Origin of the sequence: Nonomuraea sp. NPDC050310, assembly GCF_040655795.1 — a bacterium.
Taxonomy (GTDB): Bacteria; Actinomycetota; Actinomycetes; order Streptosporangiales; family Streptosporangiaceae; genus Nonomuraea.
In genome coordinates, this window is the sequence record NZ_JBFAKP010000003.1 from 695,590 (window position 1) to 721,471 (window position 25,882).

Below are 25,882 nucleotides of genomic sequence, written 5' to 3' on the forward strand. Positions count from 1 at the left end.
TCAATTATCGGCGGCGGTGGCGTATGCCCAGGTTGATCGCCGGCTTCTGTAGCACGGCCATGACATTTCCCGGCGTGGCCCGGCTTGTGGCCCGGCTTGTGGCACGGCCGTGACATTTCGGCGACGAACCCAGGTCACCTCGAAACGACGGTGACAGGCATGAACCTGCACCGGAACCCGCTCCCGGCCGTTCTCGCGCTCGGCCTCGTCCTGCTCCTGACCGCCTGCGAGGCCATCAGCCACGCCTCGGCCGACCCCACCACCGGGCTCACCGCCGGCACCCGCGCCGCCTACCTCAAGGCCGCGAAGGCCGCCAAGGCCGCCGGTTTCGAGCTGCGCATCACCTCCGGGTACCGCACCCCCGACCAGCAGCGGGCCGAGTTCCGCGAGGCGGTCGGCCGGTACGGCTCGGCGGAGGAGGCGGCCAAGTACGTGCTCCCTCCGGAGAAGTCGGCGCACGTCAAGGGCACCGCCCTCGACCTCGGCCCGGAACCGGCCGCCCGCTGGCTGGAGCAGACCGCCGGGCGCTACCGGCTCTGCCGGATCTATGCCAACGAGTGGTGGCACTTCGAGTACCGGCCCTCCAAGCGCTGTCCCCGCCTGCTCCCCGACGGCACCCATGCCCGCTGACCTGACGATCTTCGTAAGGAAACGGTCGAGCGCCGGTCCCGATGCGGTCGTCACCGCGCCCGCGCTCCACCCCCCACGGCCACGATGAACCACGATGAACCCCGGTCCCCAACCGGAAGGCGTCCCACCGTGGCCCCCACCACCCTCCGCCCGCCGCTCGCACCTCCGGCCGCCGGCACCCGCGTGGCCTCCCTCGACGCCCTGCGCGTGCTCGCCGTCTGCGGGGTGGTCGCCATCCACCTGTTCGGCCTCATCGTCGTCGCCCCCGATCTCCGCGGCACCCCCACCTGGTGGGCCGGAGCCGCCCTGGACCTCGGGTTCGTCTGGGTGGTCCCGGTCTTCGTGATGATCAGCGGCGTCCTGACGCTGGACCCGCGCGCGCACTCCCGCGGCGTCGCCGCCTTCTACGCCCGCCGCGCCAAGAAGATCGTCCCGGCGCTGGTCGCCTGGCATCTGATCTACCTGTTCGTCGTCCGTGCCTTCCTGCGCGGCGAGGAGCTCACCGCCGCCGGCGTGACCCGGATGCTGCTCGACGCCAAGGTCTTCACCGCCCTGTACTTCCTCTGGCTCGTCCTCGGGCTCTACGCCGTCGCCCCCGTGCTGGCCGCCTTCCTGTCCGGCGGCGGCCCCCGCCGCGCCCGCGTCCTGGCCGCGACGCTCCTCGGGTGGACCGCGGTCGCCTTCCTGCTGCCCGGCCTGGCCGAGTCGCTCGGCCTCGCCCGCCCGCTCTCCCTCGGCGTCTGGACGATGTGGTGGCCCTACGTCGGCTACTTCGTGCTGGGCTGGGCCGTCCGCGACGTGCTGCTGACCCGCCGTGCCACCCTCTGGACCGGGCTCGCCGCCCTGGTCCTGGCCGCCGAGATCGTCTGGCAGTACGGCACCGCCGCCCCGGGCAGCCTGCTGGCCCTGGTCAGCCCGGTGAGCTACCTCGGTCCGGCCGTCATGGCCCTGTCCCTGGCCGTGTTCCTGGTCGGCCGCTCCGCCCTGCGCCACCTCCGCCCCAGCCCGTGGCTCACCCGGCTGTCCGACGCCTCCTTCGGCGTCTTCCTCATGCACCTGCTCGTCTTCGAGACCATCAAGCGGCTGGCCCCCTGGCTGGCCGACGCCCACGCCCCGCTCCTGCTGGGCTGCACCTACCTGATGGTGCTCGCGCTCTCCTTCGGCGCCTCGATCGCGCTGTCCCGCGTCCCCTACCTGCGCGCGCTCGTCTGACCCGCGCCCACGGCCACGCTCACGGCCGTGGTGCGCCGCCGCCAGTAGGCCAGCACGGCCGCCCCGAGCAGCGGCCCCCAGACCGGACACGGGAACAGCAGCACGAACAGCACGCCGTCCAGCCACGAGCCCAGTTGCACGGCGGTGGCCAGCACGCCGGGCGCCGAGACGCACAACGCGAGGGCGGCGAAGGCGCCGGGCACCACGGCCAGCAGCACCGGCACCGGCCGCCCGCCCACCCGGGGCACCCAGCGCGGGAAGACCTCGCCCCACCGGCTGATCAGGCCCAGCGTCAGCACGACGGCCAGGACCGCGCTCATCCCGATCATGAACCCCTGCAGCCGGGTGGCCGGATCGCCGCCCGGCTGCGCGAGCAGCTCGACGTGCCCGGTCCGCGGGTCGAAGCCGCCGAGCGGCCACGGCGTCGCCCAGGACAGCCGGGCCACCGCGTACGGCACGCCGCCCAGGGCGGCCAGGATCGTCACGGTCCGGCCCCAGCGCGGGTTCGCCGCCTCCTCCGGCTGCGCGAGCCCGCGGTAGGCCAGCCACGCCCACGTCACCGCGGCGATCGCCATCGCCCACGACCACGCGATCCGCTCCGCGAAACGCCCGAAGCCGGTGGCCAGGCCGGCCACGTAGTGCGGCAGCGCGTCCGTCAGGGTCAGCGCCAGCACCACCCCGCCGACCAGGACGAGCGCCGCGCCGTACGCGACCGGGCGGCGCCGCAGGACCCCGATCGCCACCAGCGCCACGACCCCGGCCACGACGGCCGGGATCATCGCGTACCCGAGCGAGGCCAGCACCGACGCGTCGCACATCACCAGCAGGAAGAACGCCCCCTGGACCGCCGCCCCCACCGCCGCGAGCCGAGGCCGCGACCGCTGCGCCGGCGCCACCAGCAACCCCAGCACTCCCGAGGCGGCCAGCAGGGCCGTCCCGGCCTCGCGCTCCACCCAGTGGTTGAACCCCACCGACACCTCGCTCGCCGCCCCGTACGGGTAACTCTCCGGGACGAACCACCACAGGACCGCCACGGCCAGCGTTGCCAGCGAGACGATCGACGACACCGACATCCGGCGCATGCCCACTCCTCTTCGATCTCCGCGGACGAGCCTGCCGGGCGGCCGGGCGGCGAACCTCCCCCGGCGAGGGGAGGCCCTTCCCTCCGCCGAGGGAACCTGGGCCGGACCCGGCGTCCCGGAGCCGATCGGGGCAGGAGGCCGAGGCGGCCCGTTTTCCGCCCTCGGCTACTCTCTGCCTCACTGATGTCGATCAGCGGTCCCAGCCGGGCCGCCCCCTCCGGGAGATGCCGAACCACATGACCACGCCCCCCACCAGTTCCCCCGTCCGGATCGGTGTGCTCGCCCCCTTGTCCCGGCCCGGGTGGGTCCAGGCCGGTGAACACCTGCTCGCCGGTCTGGAGCTGGCCGCCGCCGAGGTGAACGCCGGCGGCGGTGTTCAGCTCGACCTGGTGGTCCGTGACACCGCGGCCGACGCCCAGAAGGCCGAGGCGGCGGTCGACGAGCTGGCCGGGCTGGGTGTGACCGCCCTGGTGGGCGAATACCACAGCGTGGTGGCCCGAGCGGTCGCCGCCCGAGCCGATGCCCTGGGCGTGCCGTACCTCTGCTCGTCAGCCGTCCTGGACGCCCTCATCGACCAGCCGTCAGAGTGGGTGGCCCGCATCGCCCCGGCGCAGTCGCGCGGCTGGCGGCTGTACGCCGACTTCCTCCTCGGCGCCGGACACCGGCAGGTCGCCGTAGCCACGCAGCCGAGCGTCTACTGGGCTTCGGGAACCCGCATCCTGCGCGAGCACCTCGCCGCCGGCGGCGGCACCCTGGTCGAGCTCGACCTGAACACCCTGGACGCCGCAGCCGTCTGCGACACCCTCGCCGGGTCCCAGGCCACCGCGCTCCTCATGCTGTCCGGCATCCCGGACCCGGCGGTGCCGGTGGTGAAGGCCGTCCGCGCCGACCCCCGCCTCACCGGCCTCCTGATCGGCGCCCCGGCCGGGCAGCCGGAGTTCGCCGAATGGCTGGCCGCCCTGGGGGCCGACGGCGCCGGGATCCCGTTCCTGCGCTACCTTCCCGAGCAGCTCACCCCCCTCGGGACCCGCGTCGACCCCGCCCTGCGCTCCCGCCTGGGCGGCGCGCCGTCGTTTGTGGCCTTCGAGGGCTACGACACCATCACCGTCCTGGCCGACGTGCTCCGCACCCATGGCGCGGACCGAGCCCGCGTAGCCGCCGCCTGGCCGCACGTCTCCGTCGAGGGCACCCGCGGGGTCATCAGCTTCACCCGCGTGCCGGGCATCAACGTCTGGCAGTGGGCCTGGCCGCCCATCCAGGTCGTGGAGCGCGACCCGCAGACCCTCGACCACTTCCGGGTCCTGCACTCGGGCTGAACCCGCCCCGGGCGGCTCCGGGCGGAGGTCCTCCCGCTGTGGGAGCCGGAGGTCTCCCGGTTGTTCCAGCCGTTGGGGGTGAGGCCCGGCGCTGCCGGGCCTTCCCCTGATCGGTCCACCGCACCGGGCGAACCTCGAAGGGCTCGCCCGGTTCCGGAGGGCACCCTCACCGCTTTCCCGGCGCGGAATGCCTCCGCGCCGGGGGGGTCAGAGGCGGTCGAGGGCCTGGCGGAGGGTGCCCAGGCCGATGGGGCCGAGGTCCAGGGCAGCCGTGTGCCACGCCTTGAGGTCGAAGCCGGGCTTGGCCTGAGCGGCAGCCCGGGCCTCCAGCCAGGCCCGCTCGCCGAGCTTGTAGCTGATCGCCTGGGCGGGCCAGCCGAAGTACCTGATGACCTCGGGCACCACGGTGTGCGGTTCGGCCCGGCCGCGGTCGCGCAGGAAGTCGACCGCCTTCTCGAAGGTCCAGGCCGTCCCGTCGGCCATCGGCAGTTCGAGGTGGACGCCGAGGTCGATGACGACGCGGGCGGCGCGGAGCGCCTGGGCGGTGAGCATGCCGAGCCGGGTGCCGGGCGCGGAGAACCAGCCGAGCTCGTCGGCCAGCCGCTCGGCGTACAGCGCCCAGCCCTCGCCGTGCCCGCTGACCCAGGAGAAGCGGGCGAAGCGGGAGAGCTTGTCCCCGGCGACGGCGACGGCGCCGAGCTGGAGGTGGTGGCCGGGCACGCCCTCATGGAAGACGGTGCTGAGGTCGCTCCAGGTGGCGAACTTGGTGCGCCCGCCGAGCGGCCACCAGGTGCGTCCGGGCCGGGAGAGGTCCTCGCTGGGCCCGGTGTAGTACGGCGCGCCGGAGGTGGAGCCCGGGTTGAGCACGACGTCCACGGTCTTGAGCGCCTCGGGGATGTCGAACAGCACCCCGTCGAGCTCGGCGATCGCGCTGGCGTGCTGCTCCTTGAGCCAGGCGAGGTAGGCCTCGGGCCCGTCGACGTACTGCGTGGCGTCGAGGTGGGCGATGGCTTCGGAGACGGTCGAGCCGGGCAGGATGGCGTGCGCCTCGCGGGCCATCTCCTCCTCGATGCGCTCGAGTTCGGCCCAGCCCCAGGCGTAGGCGTCGTGCAGGTCGATGTCGTCGCCGAGGGAGTCGCGGGCGGCGATGCGGTAGCGGTCGAGGCCGACGGCGTCGCGCTCGGTGGCATTGGGGGCGTACCGCTCGCGCAGGTAGCGGGCGAAGTCGGCGTAGCCTTCGTGCGCCTGCCGTACCGCGTCGGCGAGGTCGCGGGCGACGGGGCCGTCGCCGTAGTCGGCGAGCAGGCCGTCGTGGGTGCCTGCGTAGCGCTCGGCCTGCTCGGCGGCGCCGAGGGCCTGGCGGCGGGCGGCGGTGAGGCCGCGGGCGAGTCCTTCGTCGAGGGTGACGCGGTAGGTGGCGAGCATGCCGGGGATGGCGGCCAGGTGGGTGGCGATCTTGTGCCACTGCTCGTCGTCGCCCTGGGGCAGCATGTCGATGCTGTCGCGCACGCCGGCGACCAGGCCGAAGGGCGCGCTGAGGTCACGGTACGGCTCGCCGCTGTCGTGCCAGGCCAGGCGGCTCTCCAGGCGTTCGCGCAGTTGCGCGGCGGCCTGGACGTCGGCGTCGCCGGTGGGCTCGAGGGTGTCGAGCTTGGCGAGGGTGGCCCGGATGTGCTCCGCCCTGGCGGCGTGGCCGTCCGGGCTGTAGTCGGTGGCCGGGCCGAAGTCGCCGTTGATGCCCATGTAGACGGCGTCGAGCGGGTCGAGCTCGGCCGCGCGGAGGATGTGCTCATCGCACAGACGGAAAATCGGAGTCACTGTCGCACGATATCCGGACATCTTGCGGTGGCATGCACCGGCGGCCTGCGGAAAGCGTCCCGCAAGGAATCCCGGTTACGCTGCCTCCATGAGCCAGCAGACGGTGACCGACGCCCGATTCGGCGAGATCTTCCTGACCGCCGATCGCGAGCAGGGCCGGTTCGGCGTGTCCGGGGCGGAGATCCCCGAGACGTTCATCCGCCGCGATCTCGACCTGCTCGCCGCCAAGGCCGCGGCCCCCATCGGCACCCGCACCCCGGAGGTGCTCTCGGTGACGGTGGACGGCCTGCCTGCCGTACTGGAGCTGGGGCCGGGCGGGCTGACCCGCCGCTCCTACCGGGTCAGGGTGACGGCCGGCGAGACCGGGTACGAGCTGACGCCGAACACCCCCGAGACGAGCCTGCTGGTCCGCCACCCGGACCGGACGCCGATGGGCGAGATCACGGTGCTGGAGGAGGGCCCGCGCGCGGAGTGGACCGAGGAGGCCGACGCCACGGGCGCGGCGATCGGGTACACGCTGGCGCTGGCCTTCGGGGTGGGGGCCAACCACCCGCTGCACGTGATCATCGACAGCGCCATCCTGGGCGGGTACTAGCGGGAGACCACCGGAGCCGTCGCCGGGAAAATCGGGTGGACGGGGGCGTCGCCGAGCTGGGATAGTCCCCGCCGTGAGCAGCACCCTCGATTCCACCCTCGTCCTCCGTGAGGCGCGGCCCGGCGATCTCGACCAGATCAGCGCCCTGATCACCGCCCGGATGGAGCCGGCCGACGCGGTCGACCTCCGGCTGGTGGTCACCGATCCCGAGGCCGGCTGGGCCTCGTGCGCGGTGGTGGTCGACGGCGAGCGCGTCGTGTCCACCGCGACCCTCCTGGACGAGGAGGTGCGGGTGGGCGGGGTACGGTTGCCCGCCGGTCAGGTCGAGCTGGTGGCCACGGACAGCGAGTACGAGGGCCGCGGGCTGGTGCGGGCGCTCATGGCCTGGGCGCACGAACGGTCGGCGGCGCGCGGCCACGTGATCCAGACGATGATCGGGATCCCGTACTTCTACCGGCTGTTCGGCTACGAGTACGCCATCGACATCCCGCCCGTCCTGCCCGTGCACACCGTGCCGGGCGGCGAGGGGACGCCGGTGCTGCGCGAGGCCACGGCGGAGGACCTGCCGGCGATCACCAGGCTCCAGGAGGCGGCGCAGAGCGGGTTCGACGTGGCCATGCCGCACTCGGCGCCCTGCCGGCGCTGGCTGCTGGAGCACAAGGCGAGCACCACGTGGGTGCTCGACCGGGACGGCGTGGTCGTGGCCACCGGGCGCACGATGCCGCCCGGTGACGAGGTGCTCCTGGCCGAGGCCGCCGCGCTCGACGAGGCCGCGGCGCTCGATCTGCTGCGCGCGGTGCACGCGCGCTTCCCCGGCAGCCAGGTGCAGGTCGTGCACCGGGCCGGGACGGTCACCGACGCGGCCTGGCGGGAGTTCGCCGAGTACCGGCCGCGCACCGGCGCCGAGCAGTACTACGTGCGCATCCCGGAGGTCGCGACGCTTCTCGACCGGCTGCGGCCGGTGTTCCAGGAGCGGCTGGCGGCGGCCGGGATCGACCACACGGGCAAAAACCTGGTCATCTCCACCTACGGGGCGCACTACCGCATCCCGGTCACCGAGGACGGGCTGGGCGAGGTGGTCACCGGCGGGACGATGCAGGGACCGGGCTCGGTGGGCGGGGTGGGCGTGGCTCCCGACCAGTTGCCTGCGCTGCTCTTCGGGCCGCACGGGCTGGAGGGGCTCGGCCGGATCCGGCCCGACGTCTACGGTGGTGAGCTGTACCGGGCGTTGTTCCCGCCGCTCACCGCGGACGTGCTCAGCTTCTACCTCCCGTACTGAAATCCTCCGAACCGACAATGGGTCTATGAGTCTCACCGCGCGGCAGCTCAACCGGGCCACCCTCCAGCGCCAGCTCCTCCTGAGCCGTGCCGAGCTGTCCGTCCCCGACGCCGTCCGGCATCTGGTCGGTCTCCAGGCCCAGGAGGCAGCCTCGCCGTACCTGGCGTTGTGGAACAGGCTGGCCGGCTTCGAGGCGGCCGACCTGGACACGCTGTTCGCCGACCGCGGCGTGGTCAAGGCGTCGCTGATGCGGCTCACCCTGCACGCCGTGCACATCGAGGACTACCCGGCGCTGCACGCGGTGATGACGCCGAACCTGCGCGCCTCCCGGCTGCACGACGCCCGGTTCGCCGAGAGCGGGCTGACCGTCGCCGAGGCCGACGCGCTGCTGCCGGGGCTGGACGAGTTCGCGCTGACCCCGCGCACGGCCGGGGAGATCGAGAAGTACCTGGAGACGGCGCTCGGCGAGCCGCGCGAACGGGTCTGGTGGGCGCTGCGGACCTTCGCCCGGCTGCACCACGCGCCCACCGGCGGCCCGTGGTCGTTCAAGACGGGCCGGGCCTCGTTCGTGGCCGCGGGCGGTGAGCCGAGCTCGGCCGAGGAAGGGCTGCGGGAGCTCGTGCTGCGCTACCTCGGCGCGTTCGGGCCGGCGTCGGTGGCCGATGTCGCGCAGTTCACCCTGCTCGGGCGGCCGCTGATCCGGCAGGAACTGGCCCGGCTCGGCGAGCGGGTGCGCCGGGTCGAGGGGCCCGGCGGGACGGAGCTGTTCGACCTGGCCGGCGGCGAGGTGCCGGACGAGGCGACGCCCGCGCCGGCCCGGCTGCTGGGGATGTGGGACAACGTGCTGCTGGCCTACGCCGACCGGGCGCGGATCATTCCGGCCGAGTTCCGTCCCGCGGTCATCCAGCGCAACGGGGACGTGCTGCCGACCCTGCTGGTGGACGGGTACGTCGCCGGGGTGTGGCGGGTGGTCGAGGGCGGGATCGAGGCGACCGCCTTCCGGCCGCTCTCCGAGGCGGAGTGGGCCGGGCTGGCCGTGGAGGCGGCGGCGCTCACCGCCTTCTTCTCCGGCCGCGACCCGGCCCTGTACCGGCGGTTCGGGCACTGGTGGGTCAAGGGCCTGCCCGGCGTCGACGTGCGAGTCCTGCCCGGTTAGCGGCGGCCCACCCAGACGTGGCGCTCGGCCCGCAGGTGCAGGTCATCGCGGCGCAGCAGTCCGCCGGGCGAGTGCTCGTCGAGCAGGACGTCGAGCGTCTTCTGGTCGTCGGCCGCCACCTGGCCGCCCAGGCCCTCGCGGAAGCGCTGCAGGGTGACCTGCGCGTACCGGCGGGTGAGGCCGGGCACCGGCGAGCGCTGCTCCAGCGAGACGACACGCTCGGTGACCTCGGTGAACCCGGCCGCCGTCAGCCGGGGACCCCAGTCGTCGCCCAGGTGCGGCATCTCCTCGGCGTGCCGCTCGGCACGGGCGGCGTGCAGCCGCTCCTCCAGGCCGGGACGGCCGAAGCCGAGGTCGTGGGGCAGGAAGCGCGGGAAGCCGTCCATCTCGACCAGCGCGACCAGCCCGCCGGGCCGCAGCGCGGCGAGGATCTCGCGCAGCACCCGGTCGGGGTCGGCCAGGTGGTGCACCGAGCCGGCCGCCCAGACCAGGTCCAGTTCCCGGGCCTCCGCCGGCCAGCCCGCGTCGAGGTCGGCCTGGAGGGTCCGGACCCGCTCGGCCAGGCCGAGCTCGCCGGCCTTGTGCCGCAGGCCGTGCAGGTAGCGCGGGGACAGGTCCACCGCCAGCACCTCGGCGCCGGGGAAGCGGCGCAGCAGGGTGAGCGTGCCGGTGCCGGTGCCGGCCCCCAGGTCGAGCAGGCGGGCCGGGGCGGGCTCGCCCGCCAGCTCCGCCAGCCAGTCGGCAACCTCGGCCAGGGGCTCGCGGAGCACCTCGGCGTCGAGATCGAGCATTTCGGCCATGAGGGCTTCGCTGTCGTGATCATGGCCGTGCTGGTGGTGCGCGTGCTTCGTCATGCTTCGACAGTAGGCGGTACTTGCCCTAGAGACATACCATCTTGCGTATGAAGCAAGACAACGACGTGGACGCCCTCGTCCGGAAGCGGATCCGGGGGCTTCGCGTGGCGATGGGCTGGTCGCTCGACGACCTGGCGGGGCGGTGCTACCTCAGCCCGTCCACGCTGAGCCGCATCGAGACCGGCCACCGGCGCATCAGCCTCGACCAGCTCAGCGCGATCGCGCACGCCCTGGGCAGCACGATCGACCAGCTCGTCGAGCCCGCCGACGACACCGACGTGATCATCCGGCCGCACCACGACCCCGAGCGGGGCGTCACCACCTGGATGCTGACCCGCGAGCCGGGCGCCTCGGTGGCCAAGATACGGCTGACCAGGCCCGCGCCCACCGACCCGGCCGCGCTCAAGGTGCATCCCGGCCGGGACTGGTTCACCGTGCTGTCCGGCACGCTGGAGCTCGCCCTGGGCGAGCGCCGCATCCTGGTCGAGGCCGGCCAGGCGGCGGAGTTCTCCACCATGATCCCGCACGCCTTCGGGGCGCACGACGGGCCGGTGGAGATCCTCGGCATCCTCGACCACGAAGGCCAGCGCACCCACCTACGGACCTTGGAGTGAGCATGAGCGCGGACGCACGGATCGACCAGGCCTTGGAGCTCTACGAGCGCGCGGTGTACGCCGGTGACACCGGCGCCTTGGCCACGGCCGAACGCGCCCTGTCGGCGGTCGAGGCCGATCTGCTGGTGGGGCGGGGGCGGGTGCTGCACGCCCGGTTTCTGGCCGATCGGCAGGCTGATCCGGGCGAGCTCGGGTTGTTCGAGCAGGCGCTGGGGATCTACCGGGCGCTCGGGGATCCGGTGGGTGAGGCCGAGGCACTGTTCTGGGTGGGGTGCTTCCACCAGGTGGTGCTCGGCGATCACGACACCGCAGTCCCGTTGCTGGAGCAGGCGGCCGGGCTGGCGGGCGAGCACGGGGCGCGGAGGACGCAGGCCGAGGCGCTGCGGCATCTGGGCATCGCGGCGCATGCCGCCGGGCAGCTCGATCGTGCCCGGGAGCGGCTCGAAGAGTCGGTACGGCTCCGCCGCGAGCTCGGGCTCTGGGCGGGTGTGGCGGCCAACCAGGTGGGGCTGATCCACCTCGCCGCGGCGCAGGGGCGGCACGCCGAGGCCCGGGAGCTGGCGGAGGAGGCGGCCGGGCTGGCCGCCGAGGCGGGGGCGGCGCGCATCCTGGGTCAGGTCGAGGAGGCGCGCGCCCACGCTAGGTCCGTGGAACGCCCGGAGCCCTGAGGCCCCGGGCGGCCCGAAAACGGCCCTGCGAAAGACTCAGGGCCAGTCGAGGGCGGGGCGCAGCGGGACGCCCGACCGGGCCTGGTCGTCGAGCTTGACGGCCAGCACCTGGTGCAGCTGCACCTTGTTGCGCTCGAAGCCGACGATGCAGCCGGCCATGTACAACCGCCAGACGCGGGCCGTGCCGAGGCCGACCTCCTGGACCGCGTCCTCCCAGTTCTCGTCGAGGTTGTCGCACCAGAACTTGAGCGTCTTGGCGTAGTGCTCGCGCAGGTTCTCCTCGTGGCGGATCTCGAAGCCGAGGTCCTCCATCTGCCGGATCAGGTAGCCCACCGACTCCAGCTCGCCGTCGGGGAAGACGTAGCGGTTGATGAAGCCGCCCTTGTTGAAGGTCTTCTCCGAGCCGGTGGGCCGGGTGATGCAGTGGTTGAGCAGCCGGCCGCCCTGCTTGAGCTTGCCGTACAGGAAGGAGAAGTAGGCGGGCAGGTTGTCCTTGCCGATGTGCTCGGTCAGGCCGATGGAGCTGACCGCGTCGAAGCCGGTCTCGGTGACGTCGCGGTAGTCCATGTGCCGGACCTCGGCCAGGTGCTCCAGCCCGGCCTCCTTGATCGCCTGCTGCGCCCACTCGGCCTGCTGCTTGGACAGGGTGACGCCGAGCGCCTTGACGCCGTACTCGCGGGCGGCGTGGATGACCATGCCGCCCCAGCCGCAGCCGACGTCCAGCAGCCGCATGCCGGGCTTGAGGCCGAGCTTCTTGGCGACCAGGTCGAACTTGGCGTACTGCGCCTCTTCCAGCGAGGCGTCCTCGTCGGGGAAACACGCGCAGGTGTAGGCCATCGAGGGGCCGAGCACCCAGCGGTAGAACCGGTTGGACACGTCGTAGTGGTGGTGGATCGCCTCGGCGTCACGCTGCTTGGCGTGCCGCGAGCCGAGCCTGGCCAGGGCGCTCTGCCGTACCTCCTGCGGGGGCGGCGGCACCCGCATCAGCAGCGGCTTCATCCCGAGCGCGCGGACGGCGTCCACCTTCTCGCTCAGGGACAGGTCGTTGGTGGTGATGGTCCACATGCGGTCGAGCAGGGTGTACATGTCGCCGTGCACGTCGAGGTGCCCGGAGACGTAGGCTCGCGCCAGCCCGAGCTCGCCCGGTGCCTGGGCGAGGTAGGCGACCGCGATGGGGGACTTCACTTCGAGACGGATGTCCGCGCTGTCCGGCCCGGCCTTGCTGCCGTCGTAGGCCATGAACGCGACACCCGACCCGGGGCCGACGATTCTTTCGAAGATGGACGCCAGTGCCATCTGCTCACCTTCCCCGCACACACTTGTCATACAGGTCCAGCAGGCGACCCCCGGGGTCGTACGCCCGCTTGACCTTCCAATACGCATCGCCGTTGTAGAGCTCCCAGAATTGCTCTCGACGGTAGAAAGAGGTCGAGTACAGCGATTTATGCCCGTCCAGGGCATGAACCTCGTTCTCGATGAGCCGGTTGTAGTAGCCGTCGAACTGGCCGCGCGGCAGCGGGACCGTGCCCCAGAAGCCGAAGTTGACGTAGAGCTTGCCGGTCTCCAGCGGGTAGAGCGGCCACTCCGAGCCGGAGCGCAGCGGGCACATCCAGACCGGGGTCATGCCCACCTTGTCGTGGAAGAACGACAGGAACTCCGCGCCCCGCTCGATCGGCACCTCGATGTCCTGGATGACCGACTCGCTCACCGGCTGGTTGCGCCAGCGGTCGATGCGGGCGGTGACGCCGTGCTTGCGGTCCAGCGCCACCAGCTTGCGGTAGACGTCGGAGCGCAGGTAGCGGCGCGGCACCAGCGAGCGCACGACCGGCTGCTGCACGCCGAAGGCGCGCGAGCACCAGAACCAGTCGGTGTCCCAGCGCCACAGGTAGTCGCGCACGGTCAGCCAGTCGCGGTTGCGCGAGCGGATCGACTGGTAGTAGATGCGCATCCCGGTGTAGTCCGAGACGTACGGCGCGCGGTCGGCGAAACGTCCGACGGTGATGTACAGCTCCGACGGCGAGAAGAAGACCCCGTCCACGAAGTCGACCGGCTCCCCGTCGTGCCGCATCGTCTCGCAGATCTCCTGCATGGCCAGCATGGACTTGTCGGCGTCGGTGAACCGCAGGTGCGTGAGCTGCACGTACGGCTGGACCGGCTTGAGCTTGATGCGCAGCCGCAGCGCGTAGCCCAGGGTGCCGTAGGAGTTGGCGAAGGCCCGGAACAGGTCGCGGTGCTCGTTGTCGTCGGTGGCGACCAGGATGCGCCCGTCGCCGGTGAGGATCTCCATCTCCTCGACCGACTCGTGCGGCAGGCCGTCGCGGAAGCTGGTGGACTCGATGCCGAGCCCGGTCACCGCCCCGCCCAGGGTGATGGTCTTGAGCTGCGGCACCACCGTGGGCATGAGCCCGTAGGGCAGGGTGGCGTCGACCAGATGCTCGTAGGTGGTCATCCCCTGCACCTCGGCGGTCATCGTCGCCGGGTCCACCGAGATGACCTCGTCCAGGTCACGGGCCGAGAGCTTGGCGGCCTTGCCCCCGTCCCGGAACCTGAACAGGTTCGAGGTGGCCTTGGCCAGCCGTGGCGCCGAGTCCTCCGGGATCTCCGCGTAGGACTGCCTGATCTGCTCAACGGCCCTCTGGTGTGTCGACATGTTCGTCATAGGCCTCCACCCCCAAGAGATCGTCCGTCTGACCGTATCTCTCTGAATCACCATGGAACAGACCGGGGTCGTTAATGCCGTGAAAACTTGCGGTCAGCGCCTGTCCACCTGCGGCGACGCACCATTGAGCACATGCGCCACAGGCTCCCCGGAGACCGCGGCGCGCAGGTTGTCGAGCACCACCCCGAACAGTCTCATGGTCGACTGCGGTGTCACCCCCGCGACATGCGGGGACAGCAGAGTGTTGGGCAGCTCAAGGACCGGGTCGGCGGCCGGGAGCGGCTCGCGTTCGAAGACGTCGAGGGCGACGCCGCCCAGGTGCTCCAGGCCGCTCTCCCGGACGATGCCGCCGCGGGCGGCGTTGACCAGCACGGCGCCGGGCTTCATCACGGCCGGGTCGACCAGGCCGCGGGTGCCGTCGGCCAGCGCGATCACCACCACGACGACGTCGCTGGTGGCCAGGAGGGTCTCCAGCGGTTCCCGCTGCGAGCTGCGGCTCCAGTGGGTGACCTCGCAGCCGAAGGCGGCGAACAGCCGCTCGCACTCGCGGCCGATCGGCCCGTAGCCGACCAGGCCCACCTTCGAGCCGGACAGCTCGCGCGGCTGGAGGGTGAGCTGCGGCCACTCCCCCGCCCGCACCGCCGCGTCGGCCGCCACCAGCTTGCGCAGCAGCGCCAGGGTCGCGGCCAGGCACCATTCGGCGACCGCGACCGCGCTGACGCCGGCGGTGTTGGCCAGGGGGATCCCGGCGGCGGCCAGCGCGTCCAGGTCGTGGCCGTCCACGCCGACGCTGGGCTGCTGCACGAAGGCCAGGCGGGGGGCGGCCTTGACCGCCTCGGCGTCCAGGGCCAGTTCGGCGGTGTAGTCGCCGAGCACGATCTCGGCGTCGGGGAGCGCGGCCAGCAGCCCGGCGCGGTCACGGGTGGCCGGCACGCTCAGCTCGATCAGGCCGGCGAGCGGGGCGGTGACGTTGCGGAGCAGATCCAGCGGGAGGGGCGGGAGGGCGAGCACGTGCCACGGCGTCATGGGGCGATCCTGGCACGCCCCACCGGCCCCCGTCATGAGCCGGGCTCAGCCTCGCCGCCCCCCAAAGAGGCTCAGCCTTGGCTGGAGACGGGCGGGACGAAGCTGGCCAGGACCTTGCGCCCCAGCGCCAGGCTCTTGCGCCACTGCGCCTCCGGCGCGGTCCACGACAACACGTAGACCGTGTCCCCGGCCACCACCGCCCGGCTGAGCTGCCGGTAGACCTGCCCCTCGGCCGCCCAGGTCGCCGACTCGGTCGGCCCGGTCCAGCGCGCCTCCCACTCGACCATGCCGTCGCCCAGCTTGCGCGAGTTCAGCACCCCGTCCGGCAGCAGCGTGGTCGCGTCCTGGAGCACCTGGTTCACGTCCAGCGTGGCGTACTGCTGCTGCACGCTGAAATGCCCCGACCTGTCGGCCTTCAGCCACTCGGTGTAGGAGTCGCGCCGCCGCCCGTCCCAGCCGACCGGCCGCGCGATCGACCACCCGTCCGGCGAGGTCCAGGTCCGGACCAAGGCTCTCGTACGGCTCGGCGTGGGCGTCGGGGTCGGCGTGGCCGAGACGGTCGGCGTCGGCGTCTCCTCGGCCAGGTGCGGCAACGGCGCCGTGCTGACCCGTTGCGCGACCGCCGGACCGCCCTCGGCCTGCGGCCGGAGTAACACGAAGGCGAGCGTGCCCAGCGCCACCGCCAGCACGGCCGCGGCGAGCGCCAGGACCGTGCGCCCGGCCGGCCGCCCCTCGGGCCGCGGCGGCGCGCCCACGCTGCCGATCGCGGCCAGCAGCCGGTCGGCCTCGGCCGCGCCGATCCGCGCCGCCGGGTCCTTGATCATCAGCCCCTGGAGCACCGGATGCAGCGCGGGCGGGATGCGCCGGTAGTCGGGCTCCTCCTTGAGCATCGCGGTGAGCGTGGCCATCGGCTCGCCCCGCTCGAACGGCGAGCGGCCGAGCAGCGCGGCGTACAGGGTGGCGCCCAGCGACCACAGGTCGGAGGGCGGCCCGGCCTCGGCGGCGAAGACCCGCTCGGGCGCGAGGAAGGCCGGCGAGCCGGTCACCATCCCGGTGGAGGTGAGCGAGGCGTCGCCCTCGGCGGTGGCGATGCCGAAGTCGGTCAGGACGGCCCGGCCGTCCGGGGTGAGCAGGATGTTGCTCGGCTTCACGTCCCGGTGGATGATCCCGGCCTCGTGCGCGGCGGTCAGCGCCGCGAGCAGTTGCCGGCCGACGTCGGCCGCCTGCCGGACCGGCAGCGCGCCGGCCGTGGCCACGATCTCCTCCACCGAGCGGCCCTGGACCAGCTCCATGATGATCCACGGCCGGCCGTCCTCCTCGACCACGTCGTAGATCGCCACGACCGAGGGGTGGTTCAGCTTGGCGGCGTTGCGGGCCTCCCGGGCCGTGCGCAGCAACTGCCGCTCGCGGTCGAGGTCGGGCAGCCCGGCGGAGAGCAGCACCTCCTTGACCGCGATCGGCCGGTCGAGGAGGGTGTCATGGCCCTCCCACACCACACCCATGCCACCCCGCCCCAGCTCGCTCCGCAACTGGTAGCGCCCGGCGACAATCCGTCCAACCATTCCGAAACCTCCGCGACAAGGGGAAAAGTTTCCCACACGCGTGGCGCGCGTGCTGTGCGCACCGGGCGGATCTTCCCGCTCTCGGGTAACGGGGAGAAATCCCGCCTTGTCAGTGTCGCTGCGGGGTAGGCGCGGCATCGGGGATAAGAATATTGTTCTGGCATTTGCGGCAGCCGTACCAGACTGAAGGGGAGTGCCCGATGGAGCGTCAGGGACCGCTGGCCGGGGTGCGCGTGCTGGAGCTGGCCGGGCTGGCGCCGGGGCCGTTCGCCGGGATGATGCTGGCCGACCACGGGGCCGAGGTGCTGCGCGTGGACCGGGTGGCGGCCGTGAACGACCGGCCGCGCCGCGACGTCATGGACCGCGGCAAGCGCACGATCGGCCTCGACCTCAAGTCGCCCGACGGCGCCGCGGCCTTCCGCAGGCTCGCCGAGCGGGCCGACGTGGTGATCGAGGTGTTCCGGCCGGGCGTCGCCGAGCGGCTCGGCATCGGTCCCGAGGACCTGCACGCGGTCAACCCGCGCCTGGTCTACGGACGGATGACCGGCTGGGGCCAGGACGGGCCGCTGGCGCCGACCGCCGGGCACGACATCGACTACATCGCCGTCTCCGGCGTGCTGTCCCTGCTCGGCCGGGCCGGGGAGAAGCCGACGCCGCCGATCAACATCCTGGGCGACTTCGCCGGGGGCGGGCTGATGCTGGCCTACGGGGTGCTGCTGGCGTTGCTGGAGCGAGAGCGCACCGGTCGGGGGCGGGTGATCGACGCGGCCATGGTGGACGGCGCGTCGGTGTTGTTCGCCATGTTCCACCAGGCCGCGCGGAGCGGGCACTGGGGGCCGCGCGGCACCAACCTGCTCGACACCGGGGCTCCGCAGTACGACACCTACGAGACCGCCGACGGCGGCTTCCTGGCCGTCGGCTCGCTGGAGCCGCAGTTCTGGGCGGCGATGACCGGCCTGATGGGCGTGGACGACCTGCCCGACCGCGACGACCCCGCGCAGTGGCCGGCCCTGCGCGAGCGGCTGGCCGAGGAGTTCGGGAAGCGCACCCGCGCCGAGTGGGAGAAGATCTTCGACGGCACCGACGCCTGCGTCTCGCCGGTGCTGTCCATGGCCGAGGCGGCCGAGCACCCGCACAACGTCGCCCGCGAGTCCTTCGTCGAGGTCGGCGGGACCAGCCAGCCGCGCCCGGCGCCCCGGCTGCTCGGCACGCCCCTGCCCGACCTGTCGCCGGCCACCCGGCTGACCGACCTGAGCGCCTGGGGCCTGGACGAGCAGGAGGCCGCCCGGCTGCGCGACGGCGGCGTGCTGGCCTGAGCTCAGCCCGCCGCGTAGTCCCTGACCGGCATCGAGTCGTGCAGCCGCAGGCCCTTGGAGTTCAGTTTCGCGAGGGTACGGCTGACGCCGGCGGGCAGCGCGGCGGCGACGCGGGCCCCGTTGACCAGGCCCCAGACGGCGGCGCGGGAGCCCGGGATGAGCGTCTTGGCCGCGCCGAGCGCGAACTTGCGGCTGGCCTGCACGAGCGGCAGGACCTGCCGCTCGTAGGCCTGGAAGGCCGCCTCGTGGTCGCCGCCCGCCTCGGCCAGTTCGCCGGCCAGCACGTAGGCGCCCACCACCGCCAGGCTGGTGCTGCCGCCGACGGCCGGTCCCGGGCAGTAGCCCGCGTCGCCGGCCAGCGTCACCCGGCCGCGTGACCAGGAGTCGAGCCGGAGCTGGGTGATGGAGTCGAAGTAGAAGGCCCCGTCGCCGTCGAGGCGGGCCAGCCAGCCGTCCACCTCGGGGTTCAGGCCGGCGAACGCCTGGCGCAGCAGTTCCTTCTGCCGGGGCACGTCGCGGTGGTGGTAGTCGAGCGGCTCGGGGCGGTTGAACAGGAAGACCGCGCGGGCGTCGGGCAGGGTGCGCGCGGTGTAGAGGGCGGCCGCGCGGTTGACGCCCACGTGCAGGCGGGAGTGCGCCTCGCCGGCCGCGGCGAGGTCCTTGGGCAGCGACAGGACGGCGAGGTAGCCGCCGACGTGGTGCTCGGGCACCTCGCCGAAGACCAGCCGCCGCACGGTGGAGTGCAGCCCGTCGGCTCCGATGATCACGTCGTAGCGGCCGGGGGCCGAGCGCTCGAACTCGGCCTCGCCGTCCGGGCCGATGCGGGTGATCGAGTCGCCGAAGAGGTAGCGGGCGTGGTCCTTGCCCGCGTCGTAGTAGATCTCGGCGAGGTCGTCGCGCATGATCTCGACGTGCCGGTCGGAGGTGGCCTGGAAGATCTTGCCCAGGTCGACGTCGACCGCCTTGCGCCGGCCTTCGCGGACCACGCTCATCCGGGTGGCGCCGGTCGCAGCCGCCTCGATCCGGGGCAGCACGCCCATGCGTTCGGAGATCTCCATGGCCGGGCGGAACAGGTCGACGGCGTGGCCGCCGGTCTTGCGGAGCGCCGGCGCGCGCTCGACGACGGTGACGTCGAAGCCGTACCGGGCCAGCCAGTAGGCCAGGACGGGGCCGGCGACGCTCGCGCCGGAGATCAGGATGCTCTTCATAGCGCTCCTTACTTAACGTTAAGTAAGACGGTAGCACGCCCACTTACTTTCCGTTAAGTCAGCTATCCTGAGCCGGTGTCGAGCACCAAGCAGCGCATCCAGCAGGCGGCCCGCGAGCTGTTCGCCCGGCAGGGCGTGCAGAAGACCAGCCTCCAGGAGATCGCCGACGCGCTCGGGATCACCAAGCCGGCGCTCTACTACCACTTCACCTCGCGCGAGGACCTGGTCCGCAGCATCGTGCTGCCGATCGTGGAGAACGGCGCCTCGCTGCTGACCCGGCTGGAGGCCGGCGGGCCGGTGCCGCCCGAGGAACTGCTGGGCGCCTTCTTCGACTTCAACTACGCCCACCGCGAGGACACGGCCATGCTGCTGGGCGAGCTCAGCACGCTGACCGAACTCGGGCTGATCGACCTGGTCATCCAGTGGCGGGAGCGGCTGGGCGCGTTGCTGCTCGGCCCCGAGCCGACCCTCGCCCAGCAGGCGCGCGCGGTGATGGCCCTGGGCGGCATCCAGGACATCACCGTGCAGTTCGCGCACATCCCGGCCGAGGAGCTACGGCCGCTCGCGGTCGAGGCCGCCCTCGCCGCTCTCGGCCTCTGACCGGCTCCGCAGGGGCGGACCCTCGGCCGCCGGGAGGCGGCGGAGCGGCGGGCGTTCGGCCCAGGTGGCCCAGCGCCAGAGCCACTCCACCGGACCCTGGCGGAAGCGGCTCAGCCAGAGCGTGGCGAAGAGCCATTCGACCACCAGGATGCCCGCGGCCAGCGCCCAGAACGGCACGTCCACTCCGATCACCCGGTCGACGGCCAGCACGAGCACGGTGGCGGCCAGGTAGCCGGTGAGCGCGGTCCGGCCCAGCGGCTCGAACAGCGCCCGCAGGAAGCCCCGCGCGGGCGTCTTGAGCAGGAGCAGCAGCCCGCACACGTACACCCCGCCTGCCAACAGCCCCGCGACCGCGAGGCGGCGGCCGAAGCCGGGGTCGCCGCCGCCGGAGAACTGGATCTCCACCGCGACCGCCGCGCCCGCGGCGAGGATGAGCCCGGTCATGGCGATGCCGCGCGCCGACTCCCCCAGCCGGGCGATCACCCCGTAGCGGGTCAGCGCCGAGCCGCACAGGAACAGCCCGGAGATCATCAGCAGGCGCTCGCCGCCCGCGACGACCGAGGCGATCACCAGGGCCGTGCCCAGCGCCGCCACGGCGGGGCGGGGCAGCCAGGTGGAGGGCAGCAGCACGAGCAGCCCGAGGGCGGCGTAGAAGGTCAGGATGTCGCCCGGCCACAACCCGAACAGGTGGACCAGGCCCAGCGCCAGCAGCGCCCCGAACCGGCGCACCAGCACCAGCCGGGGACTGCTGGTACGGCGGGCCGCCGACTCCAGGAGCAGCGAGAAGCCGACGCCGAAGAGCAGGGAGAAGATCGGGAAGAAGCGCTGGTGCACGAGCAGGCCCATCCACGCCGGTTCGGGCTCGGGCGGGCCGCCGGCGATGGGGTGGATGTTGGCGAGCACGATGCCGCAGAGCGCGAAGCCGCGCAGGACGTCCAGTTCGGCGATCCGGCGCCGCGACGGGGAGGGGGGTCGAGACATGCCATGGATCGTGCGCCGCCGCCCCGGAGCGCCGGATCGGCCGAAAAGCCGATCACGGCGCTTGCGGACCGGTCGTTAGGACGGGGTGGTCACCGTTATCGCCCGATATTGGCCGATATTTCCGGAAACGTCGCGGGCTCTGACCTTGAAGCGATACGTCGTCCCGGCGGCCAGCCCGGTCACCCGGAACCGGTTCGGGTAGCAGGTGCCGAGCGAGACCGACCCGTTGACCACCTCGTAGTCGGCGACGGCCACGTTGTCGTAGGGGTTGCGCCAGCTCAGCTCCACCACCCCCGGCTGGACCGAGGCGGTGAACCCGTGCGGCGGATCGGGCGGCACGGTGTCGGCCACCCCGGCCAGCGCCGCCAGCTCGGCGTGCCAGTAGGCAGGGAAGGAGTCCCACGGGAAGCCGCCGGCGTGCAGGGTGTCGTCGGTGACGTAGACGTAGCCCGCGTTGTTGGCCTTGCTCCGGGCCACCGCCGCCGCCATCGCCGCGGCGTCGGGGGCGTCGTGCACGAGGTGCCAGAACTTGCGCGGGTCCGGGTGGGCCGTCTCCCAGGCCAGCGGCACGTGCGCCTGGTAGGCCGCCCAGGTGTTCTCGAAGGAGACGATGACGTCGGCGATCGGCTCGTAGCACTGGCCGACGCCGACGCCGGGGTTGATCACCACCATGTCGCGCGGGTGCCCGGCGCTGAGGTGGTCGCTGAGCTCGGCGTAGGCGTCGGCCTGGTCGCAGCTCGCCACGGTCTGGTCGAGGAAGACGCCGTCGAGCCCGGCCGGGCCGTAGAGCTGGTACCACTCGTCGATGTCGGCCTTGGCCTGGGCGATCCAGTCGGCGGCTGCCGTGCTGCCGGTGCGGGTGAGGTGGCCGGTGGTGCCCAGGTAGCCGGTGTCCACGTAGGCCAGGACGTTGATCCCGGCGTCGTGCAGCGTGGAGACGGCCGAGGCCCAGGCCGGGTCGAAGGGCGACTCGGCGCGGCTGGCCGAGCCGTTGACCACGACGAGCTCCACGGCCGGCACGTTCTGCGCCAGCCGTACGAACTCCTCGGGGTGCGCGTCGGGCGCCCAGTAGGCGGGCACGCCGGCGAGCTGGTGCGGCGCGGCCGCCCGGGCGGGCGCGGCGGGCGCGAGCAGCGCGAGCGCGGCCAGCACGGCGAGCAGGGGTCTGTGTCTCATGGGGAGTCCGGCCTCCACGCGGGGTGATCACCGAAAGAGAACACGACGTTACCCTCTGCGGCGATCTCGCGCCCGGTGAACAAACACCGAGAAAGTACGGCAAAGCCTCAAGTCAGGCCGGAGCCGCCGGCAGCTCGACCGTGACGGTGAGCCCGCCCTCCTCGCGCGCCGTGGCGTGGACGACGCCGCCGTGCGCCTCGGCGATCGTCTTGACGATGGACATGCCCAGCCCGGTCCCCCGGTCGGAGTTGACCCGGTCGCCGTGCAGCCGCCGGAACGGCTGGAAGATCGACTCCAGCTCGTACGGCTGGACCGGCAGCCCGGTGTTGGCGACGACGAGCTCCACCCGGTCCTGGCGCTGCCGGGTGGTCACCCAGACCTCGCCGCCCGGCTGGTTGTGCCGGACGCCGTTCTCCACGAGGTTCTGGACCAGCCGCTCCACCAGCACGGGGTCGCCCTCGACCGGGCCGGCGTCGAGCAGGCGGTGCAGCCGGACCTCCCGCCCGGCCGCCTCCCCCGCCGCCAGGTCGAGGGCGTGCTCGACCACGTCGGACAGGTCGAAGGCGCGCCGGTCGAGCACCTCCTGCTCGCCCTCGGCCAGGGCCAGCAGACCGCCGATGAGCCGTTCGTGCCGCTCGTTGACCACCAGCAGCGACTCGCCGAGCCGCCGCACCTCCTCGGGGGCGCCGGGCCGGCGCACGGCGACGTCGACCAGCGTGCGGTTGATCGCCAGCGGGGTGCGCAGCTCGTGCGAGGCATTGGCGACGAAGCGGCGCTGCGCGTCGAAGGCCCGCGACAGCCGGGCGAGCATGGTGTCGAAGGTGTCGGCCAGCTCCTTGATCTCGTCCTGGGGCCCGCGGTGGTCGATCCGGTCGGTCAGGTCGTGCGACTGGGCGACTTGGCGGGCGGTGCGGGTGATCTGCCGCAGCGGGCGCATCACCACGGCCGACAGCCGCCAGCCGAGGAAGGTGGCCAGCCCGCTGCCGCCGGCCAGCGCGACCAGGCCGACGTTGCGCACGGCCTCCAGGGTGTGCGCCTGGTAGAGGCGGCGGATCTGGACGCCGCGCAGGTTGGCGACCTCCCAGCCGCGCGAGTTCCGCGGATAGATCCGGTCGCCGGCCAGGACGTACTCGGGGTTGCGCCAGCCGGGCACGGGTTCGAGCTGGGACCGCACCAGGAAGTACAGCCCGCCGAGCAGCAGCCCGCCCAGCACCAGGAACAGCCCTCCGCAGGCGAGGGCGAAACGCAGCCGGACGCTCATCCGAGCCGGTACCCCACGCCGGTGACGGTCTCGATCACCTGCGGCTCGCCCAGCTTGCGGCGCAGCTTCACCATGGTCGTGCGGACGGTGTTGGTGAACGGGTCGATGTGCTCGTCCCAGACCTTCTCCAGCAGTTCCTCTGCCGAGACGACCGCGCCGCGCGCCCGCATCAGCTCGGCCAGCACCCCGAACTCCTTGCGCGCCAGCGGCACGTAGCGGCCGTCGCGGAAGACCTGCCGCAGCCCCCGGTCGAGGGTAAGCCCGGCCCACTCCAGCACCGGCGGATCGGCCGGGCGCGCCCGCCGGCCCAGCGCGTGCACCCGCGCCAGCAACTCCTCGAAGGCGAACGGCTTGGGCAGGTAGTCGTCGGCGCCGAGCGACAACCCGGTCACCCGCGCCTGAACCTCCCCCGAGGCGGTCAGCATCAGGATGCGCACCAGGCCGCCGGCCACCCGGCGGCAGACCTCGTCGCCGTGCACCTCCGGCAGGTCCCGGTCGAGGATGAGCACGTCGTAGTCGTGCACCGCCAGCCGCTCGAGCGCCGCGGCGCCGTCGTTGGCGACGTCCACCGCCAGCGCCTCGGCCCGCAAGCCCTCGGCCAGCGAGTCGGCGAGCATCCGCTCATCCTCCGCGATCAGAATCCGCACCACGTCCCCCGTGATCATGGCCTGTCCGACGTAACGCGAGCGTAACCAGTTTTGGTAACGGCCGGGTTATGGGCATATGGGTGGACTTGCTGGTCATGTTGCTGACCAGACGTGCGCCGACCGGCGTCGCCACCCTGCCCCGCCGATCCGGCCACCGGGCCTTCGCCGTGCTGCTGGCGGCCGGGGCATTGCTGCGGATCGTGGTGATGCTCGGCTACGAGAGCGCCGAGCTGTTCTGGTACGACTCCTTTAGCTACCTGGACACGGCGCTGCATCTCAAGCCGTCTGGAGCGTTCCACCCGGCCGGGTACCCGGCGTTCCTGGCGGTGCTGTCCCCCTTCGGGTCGGTACGGCTGATCGCCGGGGTCCAGCACGGGCTCGGGCTCGGGGTCGCGGTGCTCACGTACGCGCTGCTGCGGCGGCGGCGGCTGCCCGCGTGGGGCGCCTGCCTGGCGGCGGTCCCGGTGCTGTTCGACCCGGCCTTCCTGCGGATCGAGCACGCGATCCTGTCGGAGTCACTGCTGATCGTGCTGCTCGTGGGCGCGGTGACCGTGCTGCTGTGGCGGCTGAGCATGGTCAACGCGGCCCTCGCCGGCGTGCTGATCGCCTGCGCCGGGCTGGTGCGCTCGGCGGCGGTGCCGCTGCTCGGCCTGTTCGGGCTGTACCTGCTGGTCAAGCGGACCGGGTGGCGGCCCCTGGTGGCGTTGCTGATCGCCGGTGGGCTGCCGCTGCTCGGCTACGCCGCCTGGTTCCAGCAGCACCACGGCCGCTTCGCGCTGAGCGGCGCGGACGGGGTCTCGCTCTGGGCCCGGTCGATGACCTTCGCCGACTGCGCCCGCATCCGGCCGCCGGCCGACCTGGCCCGGCTCTGCCCGAACGGGACCGTGGTCGACGCCGCGTCCGAGTACGTGTGGGCGCCCGGCGCCTCGCTCAACCGGCTGGGCGGCGACCGGTTCCGGCACAACGCGCTCGCCCGCCGCTTCGCGCTCGCGGCCATCACCGCCCAGCCGTTCGACTACGTGGCCGACATCGCTCGGGACGCGACGCTGCCCTGGTCGCTCACCCCGGTCGCCCACCCCAAGCGGGTGCCGAGCCTCACCGACCTGCCGGTCGGGTCGTGGGGGCTGCCCGAGCAGTTCGGGCTGGTCGCCAAGGTGCGGGCCGAGTACGACCCGTCGATCAGGGGGGTGAGCTCGGTCGAGCCGTGGTCGGGGCTGCTGGGGGCCTGGCCGTGGCCGTACGTGCTGCACGGGCCGCTCTTCCTGGTGATGCTGGCCGCCGCGCTGCGCCGGCCGTCGCTGCCCTGGGCGGTGGGGCTCTTCCTCTACCTGGGGCCGATCGCGGCCATGGACTTCGACCACCGGTACATGCTCCCTGCCGTACCGCTGGCCTGCCTGGGGGCGGCGCTGGCCTTCGCACCAGTGAGATCCAAGTGACCCGCAATCCCTCCTGAGCAGCATGGGACCCCTTCGTGTCATGAGAAAGGGACCCCAAGTGAAGAGGACAGCACTGCTGCTGAGCGCGTTCCTGCTCGGCAGCCTGCTGGCCGTTCCCCCCGCAGCAGCCTCCGCCGCCGCACCGGCGAAGGTCGCGGTCACCAAGGTGAAGGCCGGCCCTCGGTCGTACTCAGGCACCTGCCCCACCACCGTCGGCTTCTCGGCGGTCCTCGTGGGCAAGGGCTCGGTACGGTACCGCTGGGTCAGGGGAGACGGCAGCAAGGGCAAGACCAAAACCATCCGCCTCAACGGCAAGGCCACGGTCCGCGACCGGCAGACCTTCGACCGCTCCATCCGCGGCTGGCAGGCCGTCCAGATCGCCGGCCAGAAGGGCCTGTCCAAGAAGGCCCACTTCACCGTCGACTGCGAGACCACCTACGACACCGCCGCCCCGCTGCCCCAGGGCACCGCCGGCCAGCCCACCGTCGCCGCCGCGCACGTCACCGCCTCGACCAGCGGCACCACCTGCCCGGTCACCGTGACCTTCACCGGCACCATCCAGGTCTCGCACACCCCGGCCCGCATCGCCTACCGCTGGATCGACAGCGCCGCCGGCCAAAGCCGCGTCGAGTACGCCGACTTCCCCGCCGGCGCACCCCGCAGCAAGACCCTCACCTCCACGCTCGGCCTCTCGGCGACCGGCACCGGCTGGCGGGCCATCGACCTGCTCGGCAACGGCCACGACTCCGGCCGCGCCACCTACACGGTCACCTGCGCCACCCCGCC

At 72.8% G+C, this 25,882-nt stretch carries 24 protein-coding genes; 12 read left to right on the forward strand and 12 right to left on the reverse strand.

Annotation, left to right across the window (positions count from 1 at the left end; genetic code table 11):
* The first annotated feature begins 159 nt into the window (after positions 1 to 159).
* Both AB0I67_RS12805 and AB0I67_RS12810 read left to right on the forward strand, forming a co-directional pair.
* Positions 160 to 630, forward strand: coding sequence for a D-alanyl-D-alanine carboxypeptidase family protein (locus AB0I67_RS12805; RefSeq protein WP_357922079.1), 471 nt, complete (start codon positions 160 to 162; stop codon positions 628 to 630).
* 129 nt (positions 631 to 759) lie between these two features.
* Entirely contained in the window at positions 760 to 1,842 is a 1,083-nt protein-coding gene (locus AB0I67_RS12810; RefSeq protein ID WP_357922082.1) for an acyltransferase family protein, read from the forward strand.
* On the opposite strand, the gene AB0I67_RS12815 is transcribed toward AB0I67_RS12810, so the two are convergent.
* Positions 1,821 to 2,924, reverse strand: a complete 1,104-nt coding sequence (locus tag AB0I67_RS12815) for a hypothetical protein (protein WP_357922085.1) — start codon at positions 2,922 to 2,924, stop codon at positions 1,821 to 1,823. The two genes, AB0I67_RS12810 and AB0I67_RS12815, sit on opposite strands and share 22 nt — an antisense overlap.
* Before the next feature lie 236 nt (positions 2,925 to 3,160).
* Between AB0I67_RS12815 and AB0I67_RS12820 the strand changes: the two genes are divergently transcribed.
* The gene (locus tag AB0I67_RS12820; protein WP_357922088.1) at positions 3,161 to 4,240 is read left to right on the forward strand and encodes an ABC transporter substrate-binding protein; all 1,080 of its coding nucleotides are present in this window, start codon (positions 3,161 to 3,163) and stop codon (positions 4,238 to 4,240) included.
* A gap of 207 nt (positions 4,241 to 4,447) precedes the next feature.
* Here the strand turns inward: AB0I67_RS12820 and AB0I67_RS12825 are convergent, their stop codons facing one another.
* Positions 4,448 to 6,058, reverse strand: coding sequence for a DUF885 domain-containing protein (locus tag AB0I67_RS12825; protein ID WP_357922091.1), 1,611 nt, complete (start codon positions 6,056 to 6,058; stop codon positions 4,448 to 4,450).
* A gap of 88 nt (positions 6,059 to 6,146) precedes the next feature.
* On the opposite strand from AB0I67_RS12825, the gene AB0I67_RS12830 reads away from it, so the two are divergent.
* The 3 genes from AB0I67_RS12830 (at position 6,147) to AB0I67_RS12840 (ending at position 9,088) form a co-directional block, all read left to right on the forward strand.
* The gene (locus tag AB0I67_RS12830) at positions 6,147 to 6,653 is read left to right on the forward strand and encodes a hypothetical protein (RefSeq protein WP_357922094.1); all 507 of its coding nucleotides are present in this window, start codon (positions 6,147 to 6,149) and stop codon (positions 6,651 to 6,653) included.
* Positions 6,654 to 6,726: 73 nt separating this feature from the next.
* Positions 6,727 to 7,932, forward strand: a complete 1,206-nt coding sequence (locus AB0I67_RS12835) for a GNAT family N-acetyltransferase (RefSeq protein ID WP_357922097.1) — start codon at positions 6,727 to 6,729, stop codon at positions 7,930 to 7,932.
* Positions 7,933 to 7,957: 25 nt separating this feature from the next.
* Positions 7,958 to 9,088, forward strand: coding sequence for a winged helix DNA-binding domain-containing protein (locus tag AB0I67_RS12840; RefSeq protein WP_357922100.1), 1,131 nt, complete (start codon positions 7,958 to 7,960; stop codon positions 9,086 to 9,088).
* Here AB0I67_RS12840 and AB0I67_RS12845 read toward each other — a convergent pair.
* Complete coding sequence (locus AB0I67_RS12845) at positions 9,085 to 9,942, reverse strand: class I SAM-dependent methyltransferase (protein ID WP_357922103.1); 858 nt, start codon at positions 9,940 to 9,942, stop codon at positions 9,085 to 9,087. The genes AB0I67_RS12840 and AB0I67_RS12845 overlap by 4 nt on opposite strands.
* A gap of 47 nt (positions 9,943 to 9,989) precedes the next feature.
* On the opposite strand from AB0I67_RS12845, the gene AB0I67_RS12850 reads away from it, so the two are divergent.
* Both AB0I67_RS12850 and AB0I67_RS12855 read left to right on the forward strand, forming a co-directional pair.
* Positions 9,990 to 10,556 carry a helix-turn-helix domain-containing protein gene (locus tag AB0I67_RS12850; RefSeq protein ID WP_357922106.1) on the forward strand — a complete coding sequence of 189 codons (567 nt, stop codon included), beginning with the start codon at positions 9,990 to 9,992 and terminating at the stop codon, positions 10,554 to 10,556.
* 2 nt (positions 10,557 to 10,558) lie between these two features.
* Positions 10,559 to 11,224: a tetratricopeptide repeat protein gene (locus AB0I67_RS12855; protein ID WP_357922109.1), complete on the forward strand. Its 666-nt coding sequence runs from the start codon at positions 10,559 to 10,561 to the stop codon at positions 11,222 to 11,224.
* A gap of 36 nt (positions 11,225 to 11,260) precedes the next feature.
* Here AB0I67_RS12855 and AB0I67_RS12860 read toward each other — a convergent pair whose 3' ends face one another.
* The 4 genes from AB0I67_RS12860 to AB0I67_RS12875 form a co-directional block, all read right to left on the reverse strand.
* Positions 11,261 to 12,520, reverse strand: a complete 1,260-nt coding sequence (locus AB0I67_RS12860) for a class I SAM-dependent methyltransferase (RefSeq protein WP_357922112.1) — start codon at positions 12,518 to 12,520, stop codon at positions 11,261 to 11,263.
* Positions 12,521 to 12,524: 4 nt separating this feature from the next.
* Positions 12,525 to 13,883 (reverse strand): FAD-binding oxidoreductase, encoded by a 1,359-nt coding sequence (locus tag AB0I67_RS12865; protein WP_357922115.1) that lies wholly within the window; start codon positions 13,881 to 13,883, stop codon positions 12,525 to 12,527.
* A 93-nt stretch (positions 13,884 to 13,976) separates the two neighbouring features.
* Positions 13,977 to 14,909 (reverse strand): NAD(P)-dependent oxidoreductase, encoded by a 933-nt coding sequence (locus AB0I67_RS12870; RefSeq protein WP_357922118.1) that lies wholly within the window; start codon positions 14,907 to 14,909, stop codon positions 13,977 to 13,979.
* A 71-nt stretch (positions 14,910 to 14,980) separates the two neighbouring features.
* Positions 14,981 to 16,471: a serine/threonine-protein kinase gene (locus tag AB0I67_RS12875; protein ID WP_357922121.1), complete on the reverse strand. Its 1,491-nt coding sequence runs from the start codon at positions 16,469 to 16,471 to the stop codon at positions 14,981 to 14,983.
* Between the two features lie 200 nt (positions 16,472 to 16,671).
* Here AB0I67_RS12875 and AB0I67_RS12880 point away from each other — a divergent pair, with 200 nt between their 5' ends.
* On the forward strand, positions 16,672 to 17,787 hold the full coding sequence (locus AB0I67_RS12880) for a CaiB/BaiF CoA-transferase family protein (RefSeq protein ID WP_357922124.1): 1,116 nt from the start codon (positions 16,672 to 16,674) through the stop codon (positions 17,785 to 17,787).
* Positions 17,788 to 17,789: 2 nt separating this feature from the next.
* Here AB0I67_RS12880 and AB0I67_RS12885 read toward each other — a convergent pair whose 3' ends face one another.
* Positions 17,790 to 18,995, reverse strand: coding sequence for an FAD-dependent monooxygenase (locus AB0I67_RS12885; protein WP_357922127.1), 1,206 nt, complete (start codon positions 18,993 to 18,995; stop codon positions 17,790 to 17,792).
* A gap of 75 nt (positions 18,996 to 19,070) precedes the next feature.
* Here AB0I67_RS12885 and AB0I67_RS12890 point away from each other — a divergent pair, with 75 nt between their 5' ends.
* The gene (locus tag AB0I67_RS12890) at positions 19,071 to 19,595 is read left to right on the forward strand and encodes a TetR/AcrR family transcriptional regulator (RefSeq protein WP_357922129.1); all 525 of its coding nucleotides are present in this window, start codon (positions 19,071 to 19,073) and stop codon (positions 19,593 to 19,595) included.
* On the opposite strand, the gene AB0I67_RS12895 is transcribed toward AB0I67_RS12890, so the two are convergent.
* The 4 genes from AB0I67_RS12895 to AB0I67_RS12910 all read right to left on the reverse strand — a co-directional run bounded on the left by AB0I67_RS12895 (position 19,548) and on the right by AB0I67_RS12910 (position 23,660).
* Positions 19,548 to 20,576: a DUF418 domain-containing protein gene (locus tag AB0I67_RS12895; RefSeq protein WP_357922132.1), complete on the reverse strand. Its 1,029-nt coding sequence runs from the start codon at positions 20,574 to 20,576 to the stop codon at positions 19,548 to 19,550. The two genes, AB0I67_RS12890 and AB0I67_RS12895, sit on opposite strands and share 48 nt — an antisense overlap.
* A 75-nt stretch (positions 20,577 to 20,651) precedes the next feature.
* Positions 20,652 to 21,752: a spherulation-specific family 4 protein gene (locus AB0I67_RS12900; protein ID WP_357922134.1), complete on the reverse strand. Its 1,101-nt coding sequence runs from the start codon at positions 21,750 to 21,752 to the stop codon at positions 20,652 to 20,654.
* 112 nt (positions 21,753 to 21,864) lie between these two features.
* Complete coding sequence (locus AB0I67_RS12905) at positions 21,865 to 23,013, reverse strand: HAMP domain-containing sensor histidine kinase (protein ID WP_357922136.1); 1,149 nt, start codon at positions 23,011 to 23,013, stop codon at positions 21,865 to 21,867.
* Entirely contained in the window at positions 23,010 to 23,660 is a 651-nt protein-coding gene (locus AB0I67_RS12910) for a response regulator transcription factor (RefSeq protein ID WP_357922196.1), read from the reverse strand. The genes AB0I67_RS12905 and AB0I67_RS12910 overlap by 4 nt, the downstream gene beginning before the upstream one ends.
* Before the next feature lie 80 nt (positions 23,661 to 23,740).
* Between AB0I67_RS12910 and AB0I67_RS12915 the strand changes: the two genes are divergently transcribed.
* Both AB0I67_RS12915 and AB0I67_RS12920 read left to right on the forward strand, forming a co-directional pair.
* Positions 23,741 to 25,096: a hypothetical protein gene (locus AB0I67_RS12915; RefSeq protein WP_357922139.1), complete on the forward strand. Its 1,356-nt coding sequence runs from the start codon at positions 23,741 to 23,743 to the stop codon at positions 25,094 to 25,096.
* 58 nt (positions 25,097 to 25,154) lie between these two features.
* Positions 25,155 to 25,882 (forward strand): hypothetical protein (locus AB0I67_RS12920; protein WP_357922141.1); only part of this gene is annotated, 728 nt, incomplete at its 3' end.